The organism is Pseudomonas psychrophila, from assembly GCF_001043005.1.
In the GTDB taxonomy this organism is placed as follows: Bacteria; Pseudomonadota; Gammaproteobacteria; order Pseudomonadales; family Pseudomonadaceae; genus Aquipseudomonas; species Aquipseudomonas psychrophila.
In genome coordinates this window covers 249,459-263,820 of record NZ_JYKZ01000003.1, presented here as the reverse complement: position 1 = coordinate 263,820, position 14,362 = coordinate 249,459, and the positions used below count along the sequence as shown (strand labels likewise).

Genomic DNA, 14,362 nt, shown 5'->3' with positions numbered 1-14,362 from the left:
ACGCGTTAACGCCTGCGGTTGAACTCGAAAAGGCCGCCTCCCTCAGGGAGGCGGCCTTTTTATTGGGGCCTGAATAACCGCCGGATGCGCTCCCCCGTGCACCAAACAGTTGCCAAATCTGACACAGTTAAATACTGTATGCGCATACAGCACACCAAGGATCGCATCATGGCTAAAAAAGTGGCGAAAGCGCCTACCCCACCGAGCCCCTACGAAATTTTCGGCACACGCATACAAAAAATCATCAGTTCGCCCAAAGCTCAAAAAGACAAAATGGCGGTGCTTGAGCGACTCGAAGGCGACAATCCTGAGTTCTGGGAACGCCTGCTGGAAGAAATTGGTGAAAACGACAACGTAACCGTTGCCCATCGCGATGATGGCAGCGTCAATATTTTCTGGACTGTGCCCGAGGAAGACTGAGTCGATGAGGTTTTGTTTACTGGCACTGGTCAGTCTTTTTACCGTTGTAAGCGCACACGCTGCAGCCCCGCAAACCTTCAGTGAAGCCAAGAAGGTCGCCTGGAAACTCTACGCACCGCAGTCCACCGAGTTCTACTGCGGCTGCAAATACAGCGGCAACCGCATCGACCTGAAAGCCTGTGGCTACATCCCACGCAAAAATGCCAACCGGGCCGCTCGCATCGAGTGGGAACACATCGTTCCGGCCTGGCAAATCGGTCATCAGCGCCAATGCTGGCAAAGTGGCGGGCGGAAAAACTGCACCCGTAACGACCCGGTATACAAAGTGGCCGAAGCAGACCTGCACAACCTCGTGCCCAGCATTGGTGAGGTCAACGGGGACAGAAGCAACTTCAGCTTTGGCTGGCTACCCGAGAAAAAGGGCCAATATGGCTCGTGCCTGACACAGGTCGACTTCAAATCCAAAAAGGTCATGCCCCGCCCCAACATTCGCGGCATGATCGCCCGCACCTACTTTTACATGAGCAAGCGCTACAACTTGCGCCTTTCCAAGCAAGACCGTCAGCTCTACGAGGCCTGGGACAAGTCCTATCCCGTTCAAGCCTGGGAGCGTCAGCGCAATCAGGCGGTCGCCTGCGTGATGGGTCGCGGCAACGAGTTTGTTGGCCCGGTCAACCTCAAGGCCTGTGGCTGAAACCCCTCTGCTCGACTGCAACAGCCTTGAGCCCTGATGTCAGCGCAGGCTCAAGGCGTTTCTCCTGCCATTGAATGTCCACCAACAGCCAATGAATTATGGCTTTTTCAGGGGGGCTCACATTGCTGAACCTGCATTGCTGAGCTATTACTTGCGGGATGATTAAACAGGTTCGATTCACTAAAAAACAACGCGTGGTCGACGAGCTCGTCCACCGTATCGAAAGCGGGCTTCTGGCAGATGGACATCTGCTGCCGGGAGAAGACCAATTAGCTCAAGAACTGCGTGTGAGCCACAGTACGTTGCGCGCAGCACTGACTGAACTGGAAAGGCGAAAATATATCGCTACGCGGACCGAAGGCGGCGCCATCGTCACGTATGACGGTATTACGCTCGACCAACATAACGGCTGGACCCAGGCGTTGGCCAATACGGGCGCCCGCATCCATACAGAGCTGCTTCGACTAGAGGCCATTGAGCGCCCGGATCTGCTCCATCAATTCGGTTTGAGTCAATTTGTCATGCTGGAGCGACGCCGCCGGCGCGACGATGGCACCGCGATTTCGCTGGAGCGCTCCCTCATGCCCGCAACTGGCGGCCTTGAAGGCCTGCCAAGAGTAGGTCTGATCGACGACTCACTCACCATCACCCTGGCGGCGTACGGCTTTGTCGGCGACCGGGGCGATCAATGGATTGGCGCCGAACCTCTCAACGAGGAAGACGCACTGTTGCTTGGGCGCCCTGCCGGAACCGTTTTTCTCAAGGCGCTACGTACCACTTACGACCGCCACGGACGCTTTATGGAGCTGGTCGAAAGCTGGCTTGATCCCGTGCACTTTCGCATGTACCACTCGTTTGGAACGCCCACATGACGGCGACGGATCGTGCGCTGGGTGCGTTTTATGGCCTGGCTTTGGGTGACGCATTGGGCATGCCGACCCAGTCATTGAGCCGAAGGCAAATTGTGGTCCGCTTCGGGCACATTACGACGCTTGAAGGCGCCCCGGCCGATCAGCCCATTGCCCCGAACATGGTCGCAGGCTCAGTCACCGATGACACCGAGCAAGCCATTCTGGTTGGGCAACTACTGGTCGAAGGCAAAGGCAGCATTGACCCCAACCAGCTTGCCCAGCGCCTGATCAGTTGGGAATCCGGCATGCAGGCAAAAGGCTCTCAAGATCTGCTTGGGCCATCCACCAAGCGCGCGATCGAGATGATCCTCGCTGGCCACAGCCCCGAGCAGTCAGGCCGCTACGGCACCACCAACGGCGCCGCAATGCGCATTGCCCCAGTGGGTATCGCCAGCGACATTTCCCATCCGGAACATTTTATCAATACCGTGATTCAGGCGTGCCAGGTCACTCACAACACCAGCCTGGGGATCGCCAGTGCAGCTGCAGTCGCCGCCGTGGTCTCTAGCGGGATCAATGGCAAAAAACTGGAACACGCCCTTAATGCGGGCACCGAAATGGCATTCATTGCGGAGCATCACGGCCACTGGGTTGCGGGCGGGCGCATGGGCCCGCGCATTCGCTGGGCCAGACAGGCAAGCACCGAGTGCAACCCTGACAACCTTGGCGACTTGTTGTATGACGTGATCGGTACGTCCGTCGCGTCCCAGGAATCTGTCGTCGCAGCGTTCGCCATCGCCCAGCGAGTGGCAACCGCCAACCTCAGCAGTTTCGACGCCCTGTGCATGGCCGCCAGCCTTGGCGGCGACACCGACACCATTGCCGCCATTCTCGGCGCCATGCTGGGCGCCTGTGCTGGGCTGGATCAATGGCCGGCTGAGCTGATCGAACAGATCACTGCGGTCAACAGCCTGCAACTGGAGCCGTTGGTGCACCAACTGCTGGCCCTTCGTAACCTGTAAAAAATCTGCCATGGACAGCAAACGATCGGCCTCGCTTCTGAGGCCCGTCCTGGACGCACGCGGCTTACAACGAGAACACAGCATCAGGAGCCACTCTCCATGACATCGCCTAACGCCGGGCACAGCGCCGGGCAACTGGAAACACGCGGCATTGAGCCCGTCCCCGAAAACGAGTGCAACGGCGATCCCCTGCAACTGTTCTGGGTCTGGTTTGCAGCCAATATCAGCATTCTCGGTCTGCCATTGGGGGCAACCCTGGTGGCCTTTCATCAATTGGCCATTTGGCAAGTCGTCATCGTCGCCCTGATCGGTGCTGCCGGCTCGTTTGCCGTGGTCGGTGTCATCTCGATTGCTGGACGACGTGGCCGCGCGCCAAGCCTGACGCTGTCGCGAGCCATCTTCGGCGTACGGGGCAATATTGGCCCCACACTGGTTTCACTGATTTCACGTGTAGGGTGGGAAACAGTGAACACCACCACCGCCGCATTCGTGCTGCTCGCACTGTCCTCAATCGTCTTCAACACCCCTGCCGAAGCCAAACACGCACCGTGGCTTACCCTGCTGTGTATCGGCATTTTTACAGTGCTTACCCTCTGCGTTTCCGGCCTGGGGCATGCAACCCTGCTGCTTATTCAGAAATGGGCAACCTACGTGTTTGGCGCGCTCAACCTGCTGGTAGGCGGCTTCCTGTGCGCCACCATCGACTGGCAAACCGTGTTCAGCGCCAGCCCTGCGCCCCTGAGCGCGGTGATTATTGGGATCGGCATCATGGCTGCAGGCACCGGCATTGGCTGGGCCAACGCCGGCGCCGACATGTCGCGGTACCAGAAGCGCAGCGTCAGGGCCTCGCAACTGATCGCGAGCGCGGCCTGGGGTGCCGGGATTCCTCTGGTCTTGTTGATCAGCCTTGGCGGCTTGCTGTCTGTCGGCAACCACGACCTGGCCTCCGCCACCGACCCTATCGCCGCGATCCGTAACATGCTGCCCTCGTGGATGGCTGTTCCCTACCTGCTCAGCGCCTTTGGCGGCCTGTTACTGTCCAACCATCTGTCAGTCTATTCCGCAGGCCTGACCACCTTGACCCTAGGGGTGAACATCAAACGGGTACAGGCCGTCGTCGTCGATATCGTGGCAATTTTTTGTGGCTCGATTTACTTCATGCTGTTTGCTGGCAGCTTTTATGGCCCCTTCATCACCTTTATCTCACTCACCGCCATTCCGATTACCGCCTGGGTGGCCATCTTTGTCGTCGACCTTGCTCACCGCCAGTACTACAGCCCCAAAGACCTGCTGGACGTCAGCGCAAGCAGCGCCTACTGGTACAACGGCGGCATCGAATGGAGAGCATTGGGTGCCTGGGCACTGGCCCTGGTGCTGGGGTTTTGCTTTACCCGTGTGGGCAGCAGTGACGCGGACTGGTTTGTCGGACCACTGGCCGACTCCTGGTTGGGCCATAACGGCTTGAGTTGGGTGGTGACATTCGTCGTGGCAGGTGGCTTGTACGCACTGCTGGGCGGTGCCAAAGACCGCCGTCAGTCTGCTCCGGATACCGCCCATGTCTAGATTGCTGCATACCGGCCAGGTCATCGTCGACCTGGCAATGACCCTCGACACGCTGCCCCGTTCCGGTGGCGATACATTGGCCCACAGCGCCCACTTTCATGCAGGTGGTGGTTTCAACGTGATGGCCGCGGCCCAGCGCAATGGACTACCAACGTTGTATTTGGGACGCCACGGCCAGGGGCAGTTCGGTGATTTGGCCCGGCAGGCCATGAATGCCGAGGGCATCCAGATGACCTTGCCCATCGACCCGCACAAGGACACCGGACTGTGCGTCGCCCTCACGGAAGCCAGTGCTGAGCGCACGTTTATTTCCTGTATCGGTGCCGAAGGCGGGTTATCCGCCCAGGATCTGGCGAACGTCACCGTCCAGCCTGACGACTACGTCTATGTCAGCGGTTACAGCCTGCTCCATGTCGACAAGGCTCTGGCGCTAATGAACTGGATACAGAGCCTGCCGTCGAGCGTACATGTGTCGTTCGACCCCGGTCCGTTAGTGGCCGACATCGATCCGCACCTTCTCGACCTTCTGTTACCGCGTCTTGACCTCTGGACCAGCAATCGCAGTGAAGCACAGACCTTCACCTCCAGCACTACGCTGGCAGGCGCCCTGTCCCTCCTGCCTGCACGCTTGCCCCGCCACTGCCTCACGATTGTGCGCGACGGACCGCAGGGGTGCTGGATCAGCGATTGCCATGGTGCGCAGCACATGGCCGGGTTCAAGGTACACGCCGTCGACAGCAACGGTGCCGGAGACACGCATGCCGGAGTGATGATTGCCTCGTTGGCGGCGGGCTATAGCTCGGTGCAAGCAGCTACACGCGCCAATGCCGCAGCGGCGCTGACCGTCACCCGCCACGGACCCGCCACGTCGCCAGGTGCCGACGAAGTAGATGCTTTACTGAGGGAAATAGAAAATCCCCACCCGCAACACGACCAAAGACTGTAAGCAAATATGTTCAAAAACATCATGAAAAGCTGGAAAATGCCTAAAGTGCTGCACTAACCTTACGCCTTGGCTCCCATCAAGCGACACCAGCGCCCGATAACTCCTACAGGATATCGGGCTATTTGCGTGTATGCAGGGCTGCGTTTCTCCTGACTTGTGACGATACTTTTGAAACTCATCATTATTGCTCTCTATGTTTTGTCCATTGCCTATGTCCACCTGCGGGGCACTGTGCGCCATAAACTTGGACGTCAACTGAGCGACCATTCCACCTTTCTGGCCCCCATCAACTGCTTTCTGTACCTCTTTTCCAAAGTACCGAGCCAGCCCTACCTGAAACCTTCAGATTTCCCCGAGCTACAGCCTCTGCAAGCGCATTGGCAGGAGATCCGCGAAGAAGCGCGAAACCTGATGCAAGCGGGCGAAATCAAACGCTCCGAACAGCCGAACGACGTGGGGTTCAACTCGTTTTTCAAAAGCGGCTGGAAGCGCTTTTATCTGAAGTGGTATGGCGACAACCACCCGTCAGCGGTCGAACTGTGCCCAAGAACCATTGAGTTGCTCAACGGCATCGGCACCATCAAGGCCGCCATGTTTGCCGAGTTGCCACCCGGCTCGAAACTGGTGCGTCACCGCGACCCTTATGCAGGCTCGCTGCGCTTTCACTTGGGGCTGGATACGCCTAATGATCCGGGCTGCTACATCAATGTCGACGGCCAGAACTACGCGTGGCGTGACGGCGAAGCGGTGATGTTTGACGAAACCTTTATTCATTACGCCGAAAACACCACCGACAAGAACCGCATCATCTTGTTCTGCGATGTAGAGCGGCCCATGAAATATCGCTGGGCCAGCGCCTTCAACCAGTGGTTCAGCCGAACGGTCATGGCTTCTGCCAGCTCACCCAACGGTAGCAGTGATAAGACCGGTGGTCTGAACCGCGCATTTACCAAGCTGTACAAGATTCGCCTGCGCGGCAAGGAGCTGAAAAAGCGCAACCGCGCGCGCTACTACCTGGAAAAGTGGCTGGTGTTTGGCGGTTTGCTGGGCGTTTTTTTACTGATCTAGACTTCTCCCTGGGGAGCCTGCTCGCGAAGATCATTCGCGAGCAGGCTCGCTCCCACAATAATCCCTGCAAGCTCGACTCTTCAGGGCGCCAAAGTTGAAGTGGGAGCGAGCCCGCTCGCGAAGGCATCACCGCGATCATTTGGATAAACCGCATCGCCTGCATCGCGAGCAGGCTCGCTCCCACGAGGCAGTGCAGGCATTAAAAACAGTTAGCCCACCACCAGCGGCGGCAAAGTGCCCAGCAACGAAACCGCAGCCACTGCCGCCAATCCGAAAAACCATTCAAGGGCAACACTGCTGCGTAACAGTGCGATGCGGCCCAAACGGCTCATGACCAGATTGAGCAGTGCCAGCAGTAACATCACCCCCACCAGCGTCACTTTGATCAACAGAATCAGTGCGAACCCTTCAAACAACGGTGTAGGCCAGAGCGCCCCCGTAAGCACCCGGGTATTGATGAGCCCGGTCAGCATGATCCCGGCAACCAGCACAAAACCCAGATTGCTGAAGCGCTGTAAAACCGCACTCACGGCATGCCCCGCAGGACGCCCAAGGATCAGCAGCAACCCCATCAGACCGCCAAGCCAGATGGCGACACACACCAGATGAATCAGTTGGTTGAGCATCAACAGTTGCCCACGCCAGCCATCCAGCATCGCACCGTGACCAACCGGCGCCAATGTGGCCAGCAACAAAAAGCTCAACAGCCAGATGACGTAAAAACGGGCCGGGGCGTACAAAGTGATCAGTAACAGAACGCAGAACAACAGATGGAAGGCCCAGACCTGACCGAAAAAAGTGCTGCCCAGCACCAGCCACAATGTGCCGAGGTCAAGTGTTTCTGGCCAACTGCCGGCCATCGAATGGGTGGTCAACACCAGCCACGCCACCCCGCTGCCAAGCCCAACCCATGCCAGAACGAGATTGACCTTGCGCAGCTTTCGATCAATCTCGACGCAAGGCCAGGCACCCAGCAGCAGAGGCCTGAATGCACAGGCCCCGAACATCAGCAGCACAACGCAAAAATGCACAAAACGGCAGATGACCATTGCACTGACAATCAACTCAGTTGCTCACCGTAAAACTGTAATCGCCAGCACTCTTGTGAGTATCCACAGACACTGCGTTCCACTTCACCTGGTAGGTACCTGCAGGCAACGGATGGGCCGGGGTCACAATCAGGACTTTCTTGTTGGCAGGCTCGGTCTTGATGCTGCTCACAGTAACCGGCGCCTGGTCACGGGTCAGCACGACCTTGGTGAACGCCTGCTCCACGCCTTCGGTGAACACCAGTCGCAGTTCATTGGCACTCGTGACGATGCTACCGGCAGCGGGTGTCGACTGTTCCAGATGGGCATGGGCGAACGCCGCACTGGCACCGGCCATCAGTGTCAGTAATGCAGCGGTATTAAGGACTTTTTTCAACAGAGCAGCAGCCATTGCACAGTACCTTGAGAGTGAAATACGCGGTCATAATACTCGCCTAAACTGATTCAAGGGCGAGCGCACGCAGTCTCCCGGCACCCAACACGACGCCTCCCCCGCAAGGACCCCAGCATGCCCACCCGCCTCAGCTTTATTTGTCATGCCCGCACTGAAGCCCAGCGTCTGGGACGCTTTGCACTGGATGAACCGGCTGAACCAAAGGGTTTGCTGCTGGCAGCTGAACTGAGGGCGCGGCTGAAAAAGCCGGTGCGCATACTCTGCGGGCCCGAAACCCGAACCTTGCAAACCGCCCAGGCACTGGGCGGCGAGATTGAAATTGTACCCGCCCTGGGGGACTACGATGTCGGCGACTGGCAGGGGTTGCGCCTGTCGGACTTGCAGCAAAGCATGCCGCAAGTGCTCACAAGCTGGATCAACAACCCGTATTCAGCGCCCCACGGCGGCGAATCCGTGCAGGACCATTGCCTGCGAGTCAGCGCCTGGCTCGATGAGTTTCGAGAAGAAGGCCATTTTGCCGTAGTGACTCACCCCTTTGTCATCCGTGCCGCCATATTGCATGCGCTTGCTGCAAATACGGCGTCCTTCAACCTGATTGACGTTGAGCCGCTGTCGGTGGTTGACCTGCGCTTCACTGAGCGCTGGCGGCTGCGGGTGTGAATCACTCCTCCAGCATTAGCCCACCCGGAGGCAGCGGCAACGCGGTTTTGTAGCGCACCTGTTTGAGAGCGAAGCTTGAACGGATGTTGGCCACCCCTGGAACCTTGGTCAGAAAGTCCATCATGAAACGCTCAAGTGCCTGAATACTCGGCACCAGCACCCGAATCAGGTAGTCCGGGTCGCCCGCCATCAAATAGCACTCCATGACTTCATGGCGATCGGAAATTGCCGCTTCAAAATGTTGCAGGGCTTCTTCGACCTGCTTCTCCAAGCTGACATGGATGAACACATTGACGTGCAGCCCCAGCATGTCGGCGTCGAGCAAGGTCACCTGCTCACGGATCAGGCCACGCTCTTCCATCGCCTTGACCCGGTTAAAACACGGCGTCGGTGACAGGTTTACCGAGCGCGCAAGGTCCGCATTGGTGATGCGCGCATTCTGCTGAAGGCTGTTGAGAATCCCGATATCCGTTCGATCTAGCTTACGCATGAGATAAAAACACCTGTTTTTTATGTTTATAAAGAATTCTTATCCTTAAATGCTGCAAAGCACAATGAACTACAGAGAAATATTCTTCAGCGTCAGGAATATGATTGTTGTAGGACAAGATCTTGGTCTTATATCAGACAGATCTTCGACGTTTTACCTAGCTCCCGCGCCTAATAATCACGACAAGATCGAGCGTAGAGAAAGCCATGAATGAATATGCACCGTTGCGCCTGCACGTTCCCGAACCGTCTGGCCGCCCAGGCTGCAAGACCGACTTCAGTTACCTGCGCCTGACCGATGCCGGTCTGGTACGCAAACCGCCAATCGATGTAGAACCTGCCGACACGGCTGATTTGGCCAAGGGCCTGATTCGCGTGCTCGATGATCAGGGCCAGGCCCTTGGCCCGTGGGCCGAAGGCGTATCCACCGAGGTGTTGCGTGCAGGCATGCGCGCCATGCTCAAAACCCGCATTTTCGACACCCGCATGGTGGTCGCCCAGCGCCAGAAGAAAATGTCGTTCTACATGCAGAGCCTTGGCGAAGAGGCCATCGGCAGCGCCCAGGCCCTGGCCTTGAATATCGACGACATGTGCTTCCCGACCTACCGTCAGCAAAGTATTTTGATGGCCCGCGACGTCCCTCTGGTCGACCTGATCTGCCAATTGCTGTCCAACGAACGCGATCCGCTCAAGGGCCGGCAATTGCCGATCATGTATTCGGTTCGCGATTACGGCTTTTTTAGTATTTCCGGCAACCTCGCCACCCAATTCATGCAAGCCGTCGGCTGGGGTATGGCCTCGGCGATCAAGGGCGACACCAAAATCGCCTCGGCCTGGATTGGCGACGGTGCCACTGCCGAGTCCGACTTTCACACCGCCCTCACCTTCGCCCACGTCTACCGCGCCCCTGTGATCCTCAACGTGGTCAACAACCAGTGGGCGATTTCGACGTTCCAAGCCATTGCCGGCGGCGAATCCACCACCTTCGCCGGGCGTGGGGTAGGTTGCGGTATCGCTTCGCTGCGGGTTGATGGCAACGACTTTATCGCGGTGTACGCCGCCTCGGCCTGGGCCGCCGAGCGGGCACGCCGCAATCTGGGGCCGACCCTGATCGAGTGGGTCACGTATCGCGCAGGCCCGCACTCCACGTCTGACGATCCATCCAAGTACCGTCCTGCCGATGACTGGAGCCACTTCCCGCTGGGTGATCCGATTATTCGTCTCAAGCAGCACCTGATTGCCACTGGCAACTGGTCGGAAGAAGAGCACGTCGCGGTCAGCGCTGAACTCGAAGCTGAAATCATTGGCGCGCAAAAGGAAGCCGAGCGTTTCGGCACCCTGGCCGGTGGGCAAATACCCAGCGCTGCCTCGATGTTTGAAGACGTGTACAAGGAAATGCCCGAGCATTTGCGCCGGCAACGTCAGGAATTGGGGTTATAACCAGATGAACGACAACAATAAAATTCAGATGGAGAACGCCGTGAGTACCAGCACCATGACGATGATCCAGGCCCTGCGCTCGGCCATGGATGTGATGCTTGAGCGCGACGATAACGTGGTGGTATTTGGCCAGGACGTGGGCTACTTCGGCGGCGTGTTTCGCTGCACCGAAGGCCTGCAGGCCAAGTACGGCAGCTCGCGGGTGTTCGACGCCCCCATCTCCGAAAGCGGCATCGTCGGCGCTGCAGTGGGCATGGGTGCTTACGGCCTGCGCCCTGTGGCCGAAATCCAGTTTGCCGACTACTTCTACCCGGCTTCCGACCAGATCGTTTCCGAAGCGGCGCGCCTGCGCTACCGCTCGGCCGGTGAATTTATCGCCCCGATGACCATCCGCATGCCCTGCGGTGGCGGGATCTACGGCGGCCAGACCCACAGCCAGAGCCCGGAGGCCATGTTCACCCAGGTCTGCGGCCTGCGTACCGTGATGCCGTCCAACCCCTACGACGCCAAGGGCCTGCTGATTGCCGCCATCGAGAACGATGACCCGGTCATCTTCCTTGAGCCAAAACGCCTGTACAACGGTCCGTTCGACGGCCATCACGATCGCCCTGTCACCCCGTGGTCGAAACACCCGGCCAGCGCCGTACCCGACGGTTATTACACCGTGCCGCTGGACTGCGCCGCCATTGTGCGCCCCGGCACTGAAGTCACCATCCTGACCTACGGCACCACCGTCTATGTCGCCCAAGTGGCCGCTGAAGAAACCGGCATCGATGCTGAAGTCATCGACCTGCGCAGCCTGTGGCCGCTGGATCTGGACGCCATCGTCACCTCCGTGAAGAAGACCCGCCGTTGCGTTGTCGTGCACGAAGCCACCCGCACCTGCGGTTTCGGCGCCGAGCTGATCGCACTGGTTCAAGAGCACTGCTTCCACTACCTGGAAGCACCAATCGAGCGTGTAACCGGCTGGGATACGCCGTATCCCCATGCTCAGGAGTGGGCCTACTTCCCCGGCCCGGCGCGAGTGGGTGCTGCTTTACAACGGGTTATGGAGGTCTGAATGGGTACGCACGTTATCAAGATGCCGGACATTGGCGAAGGCATTGCTCAAGTTGAACTGGTGGAGTGGTTTGTCAAAGTCGGCGACATGGTCAGCGAAGACCAGGTCGTGGCCGATGTGATGACCGACAAGGCCACCGTGGACATTCCCTCCCCCGTGGCCGGTAGAGTCCTGGCTCTGGGTGGCCAGCCCGGTGAAGTCATGGCCGTGGGCAGTGAATTGATCCGCATCGAAGTCGAAGGCGCGGGCAACCTGCGTGAAAGCGCCCAGCCTGCCGCGGCGCCAGCCCCTGCGGTCGCCGCCCCTAAAGCTGCGCCCCAGGCCCGGGTCGAGGTCGCCGTGGTGTCATCGCCTTCGGTGAAAACCGCAACAATGCAGCGTGTGGCGCCTGTCGCCCGCGAAGCCAATGAACGCCCGCTGGCCTCCCCGGCCGTGCGCAAGCGTGCCTGGGATGCCGGGATCGAGCTGCGCTTTGTGGTGGGCAGCGGCCCTGCGGGTCGTGTGCTGCATGACGACCTGGATGCTTATCTGGCACAAGACTCCAGCACCAGCGTTGCGCCTGCCAGTGGTTACGCCAAACGCAACGACGAGCAGCAGATCCCGGTGATCGGCCTGCGCCGCAAGATCGCCCAGCGCATGCAGGACGCCAAGCGCCGCGCTGCACACTTCAGCTATGTCGAGGAAGTGGACGTCACCGCCCTTGAAGAACTGCGCGCCCAGCTCAATCAAAAATGGGGCGACAGCCGCGGCAAGCTGACCTTGCTGCCATTCTTGGTACGGGCGATGGTCGTCGCCTTGCGCGATTTCCCGCAGATCAACGTGCGTTATGACGACGAAGCACAAATCATTACCCGCTTTGGCGCCGCCCACATCGGCGTTGCCGCGCAGAGCGACGCCGGCTTGATGGTGCCCGTGGTTCGTCACGCCGAAACCCTGAACCTGTGGGGTGCCGCCGATGAAATCGCTCGCCTGGCCAACGCCGTGCGCACCGGCAAAGCCACCCGCGAAGAACTCTCCGGTTCAACCATTACCCTGACCAGCCTGGGCGCGCTGGGCGGCATTGTCAGCACCCCGGTGGTCAACCTGCCTGAAGTGGCGATTATTGGGGTTAACCGCATCGTCGAGCGTCCGGTCGTGGTCAAAGGCCAGATCGTGGTGCGAAAAATGATGAACCTTTCCAGCTCCTTCGACCATCGCGTGGTCGATGGCATGGACGCGGCGCAATTTATCCAGGCCATGCGTGGCTTGCTCGAACAACCTGCCACCCTGTTTCTGGAGTGAACATGCAGCCAACACAACACACCACGCTGCTGATTATCGGTGGCGGCCCTGGCGGCTATGTCGCGGCGATCCGCGCCGGCCAGCTGGGGATCCCGACGGTCCTGATCGAAGGCCAGTCCCTGGGCGGTACCTGCCTTAACGTGGGCTGCATTCCGTCCAAGGCGCTGATTCACGTTGCCGAGCAGTTCCACACGACTCAGCGCTACAGCACTAGCCATTCACCGCTGGGGATCAAGACTCAAGCCCCGAGCCTGGATATCGGCCAAAGCGTGCAATGGAAAAACGGCATCGTTGACCGCCTGACCACCGGCGTCGGCGCACTCCTGAAAAAACATGGCGTGAAGGTCATTCATGGCTGGGCCAAGATCCTCGACGGCAAGGCCGTTGAAGTCGACGGACAGCGCATCGAATGCGAACACCTGTTGCTGGCTACCGGCTCGCAGACCGTCGACCTGCCGATTCTGCCCATTGGCGGCGCGATCATTTCGTCTACCGAAGCCCTGCAGCCAACCGCCATTCCCAAGCGCCTGACCGTGGTCGGAGCCGGGTATATCGGCCTGGAGCTGGGTATCGCCTACCGCAAGCTCGGCGCCGAAGTGACCGTGGTTGAAGCACGTGACCGGATCTTGCCAACGTACGACAAGGATCTCACGCTGCCGGTGGCCGAATCCCTCAAGGCGCTGGGCATTACTCTGTACCTGTCCCACAGCGTCGAAGGCTTCCAGGCCAGCACCAAAACCCTCTCCATGCGCAACGCCATGGGCGAGAGCCAAACCCTGGAAACCGATCAGGTGCTGGTGGCGGTCGGTCGCCGCCCCCGCACTCAAGGCTTCAACCTTGAAACCCTGGCTCTGGCCATGAACGGCCCGGCCATTCGCGTGGATAACCGCTGCCACACCAGCATGCGCAACGTGTGGGCGATTGGTGACCTGACGGGTGAGCCGATGCTGGCACATCGAGCCATGGCCCAGGGCGAGATGGTTGCCGAGATCATTGCCGGTAAACAGCGCGAGTTCAGCCCCACGGCCATTGCTGCGGTGTGTTTTACCGATCCGGAAATTGTCGTGGTGGGCAAAACCCCGGCCGAGGCAGAAGCGGCCGGGCTGGACTTTATCAGCGCCAGCTTCCCGTTCTCGGCCAATGGCCGGGCCATGACCCTGGAATCCAAAACCGGATTTGTGCGAGTTGTGGCGCGCCGCGACAACCACCTGATCGTCGGTTGGCAAGCCGTGGGTGCGGGTGTTTCGGAGTTGTCGACCGCCTTTGGCCAGTCAATGGAAATGGGCGCCTGCCTGGAGGACATTGCCGGCACCATTCACGCCCACCCCACACTGGGTGAAGCCGTACAGGAAGCCGCCCTGCGCGCATTGGGGCATGCCTTGCATCTGTAATGTCTGATGTGGGAGCGAGCCTGCTCGCGAAGGT

At 59.2% G+C, this 14,362-nt stretch carries 15 protein-coding genes; 12 read left to right on the top strand and 3 right to left on the bottom strand.

The window, feature by feature from the left end; all coding sequences use genetic code 11:
* Window positions 1-168: 168 nt before the first annotated feature.
* From TU76_RS10385 to lpxO, 7 genes are all read left to right on the top strand, one after another.
* The gene (locus TU76_RS10385; RefSeq protein ID WP_019829179.1) at window positions 169-420 is read left to right on the top strand and encodes a DUF1654 domain-containing protein; all 252 of its coding nucleotides are present in this window, start codon (window positions 169-171) and stop codon (window positions 418-420) included.
* A gap of 4 nt (window positions 421-424) precedes the next feature.
* Window positions 425-1,114, top strand: a complete 690-nt coding sequence (locus TU76_RS10380) for an endonuclease (RefSeq protein ID WP_019829178.1) — start codon at window positions 425-427, stop codon at window positions 1,112-1,114.
* A 158-nt stretch (window positions 1,115-1,272) separates the two neighbouring features.
* Entirely contained in the window at window positions 1,273-1,986 is a 714-nt protein-coding gene (locus tag TU76_RS10375; protein WP_046808937.1) for a GntR family transcriptional regulator, read from the top strand.
* On the top strand, window positions 1,983-2,987 hold the full coding sequence (locus TU76_RS10370) for an ADP-ribosylglycohydrolase family protein (RefSeq protein ID WP_048351595.1): 1,005 nt from the start codon (window positions 1,983-1,985) through the stop codon (window positions 2,985-2,987). Before TU76_RS10375 ends, TU76_RS10370 begins: the two co-directional genes overlap by 4 nt.
* Before the next feature lie 99 nt (window positions 2,988-3,086).
* Complete coding sequence (locus tag TU76_RS10365) at window positions 3,087-4,550, top strand: purine-cytosine permease family protein (protein WP_048351594.1); 1,464 nt, start codon at window positions 3,087-3,089, stop codon at window positions 4,548-4,550.
* On the top strand, window positions 4,543-5,496 hold the full coding sequence (locus TU76_RS10360; RefSeq protein ID WP_048351593.1) for a PfkB family carbohydrate kinase: 954 nt from the start codon (window positions 4,543-4,545) through the stop codon (window positions 5,494-5,496). The genes TU76_RS10365 and TU76_RS10360 overlap by 8 nt, the downstream gene beginning before the upstream one ends.
* A gap of 168 nt (window positions 5,497-5,664) precedes the next feature.
* Window positions 5,665-6,564, top strand: coding sequence for a lipid A hydroxylase LpxO (lpxO, locus tag TU76_RS10355; RefSeq protein WP_048351592.1), 900 nt, complete (start codon window positions 5,665-5,667; stop codon window positions 6,562-6,564).
* A gap of 209 nt (window positions 6,565-6,773) precedes the next feature.
* Here lpxO and copD read toward each other — a convergent pair whose 3' ends face one another.
* Both copD and copC read right to left on the bottom strand, forming a co-directional pair.
* The gene (gene copD, locus TU76_RS10350; RefSeq protein ID WP_048351671.1) at window positions 6,774-7,625 is read right to left on the bottom strand and encodes a copper homeostasis membrane protein CopD; all 852 of its coding nucleotides are present in this window, start codon (window positions 7,623-7,625) and stop codon (window positions 6,774-6,776) included.
* Window positions 7,626-7,629: 4 nt separating this feature from the next.
* The gene (gene copC, locus TU76_RS10345; RefSeq protein WP_048351591.1) at window positions 7,630-8,004 is read right to left on the bottom strand and encodes a copper homeostasis periplasmic binding protein CopC; all 375 of its coding nucleotides are present in this window, start codon (window positions 8,002-8,004) and stop codon (window positions 7,630-7,632) included.
* A gap of 117 nt (window positions 8,005-8,121) precedes the next feature.
* Here copC and TU76_RS10340 point away from each other — a divergent pair, with 117 nt between their 5' ends.
* Window positions 8,122-8,667, top strand: coding sequence for a histidine phosphatase family protein (locus TU76_RS10340; RefSeq protein WP_019826492.1), 546 nt, complete (start codon window positions 8,122-8,124; stop codon window positions 8,665-8,667).
* Between the two features lies 1 nt (window position 8,668).
* Here TU76_RS10340 and TU76_RS10335 read toward each other — a convergent pair whose 3' ends face one another.
* On the bottom strand, window positions 8,669-9,157 hold the full coding sequence (locus TU76_RS10335; RefSeq protein WP_019826494.1) for an Lrp/AsnC family transcriptional regulator: 489 nt from the start codon (window positions 9,155-9,157) through the stop codon (window positions 8,669-8,671).
* 206 nt (window positions 9,158-9,363) lie between these two features.
* On the opposite strand from TU76_RS10335, the gene TU76_RS10330 reads away from it, so the two are divergent.
* From TU76_RS10330 to lpdA, 4 genes are read left to right on the top strand one after another with little or no spacing between them, the layout of a single operon-like run.
* The gene (locus TU76_RS10330) at window positions 9,364-10,596 is read left to right on the top strand and encodes a 3-methyl-2-oxobutanoate dehydrogenase (2-methylpropanoyl-transferring) subunit alpha (RefSeq protein WP_046808942.1); all 1,233 of its coding nucleotides are present in this window, start codon (window positions 9,364-9,366) and stop codon (window positions 10,594-10,596) included.
* Window positions 10,597-10,600: 4 nt separating this feature from the next.
* Entirely contained in the window at window positions 10,601-11,656 is a 1,056-nt protein-coding gene (locus tag TU76_RS10325) for an alpha-ketoacid dehydrogenase subunit beta (RefSeq protein ID WP_019826497.1), read from the top strand.
* Window positions 11,657-12,937 (top strand): dihydrolipoamide acetyltransferase family protein, encoded by a 1,281-nt coding sequence (locus tag TU76_RS10320; protein WP_048351590.1) that lies wholly within the window; start codon window positions 11,657-11,659, stop codon window positions 12,935-12,937.
* A gap of 2 nt (window positions 12,938-12,939) precedes the next feature.
* Entirely contained in the window at window positions 12,940-14,328 is a 1,389-nt protein-coding gene (gene lpdA, locus TU76_RS10315) for a dihydrolipoyl dehydrogenase (protein WP_048351589.1), read from the top strand.
* The last annotated feature ends 34 nt before the right edge of the window (window positions 14,329-14,362 follow it).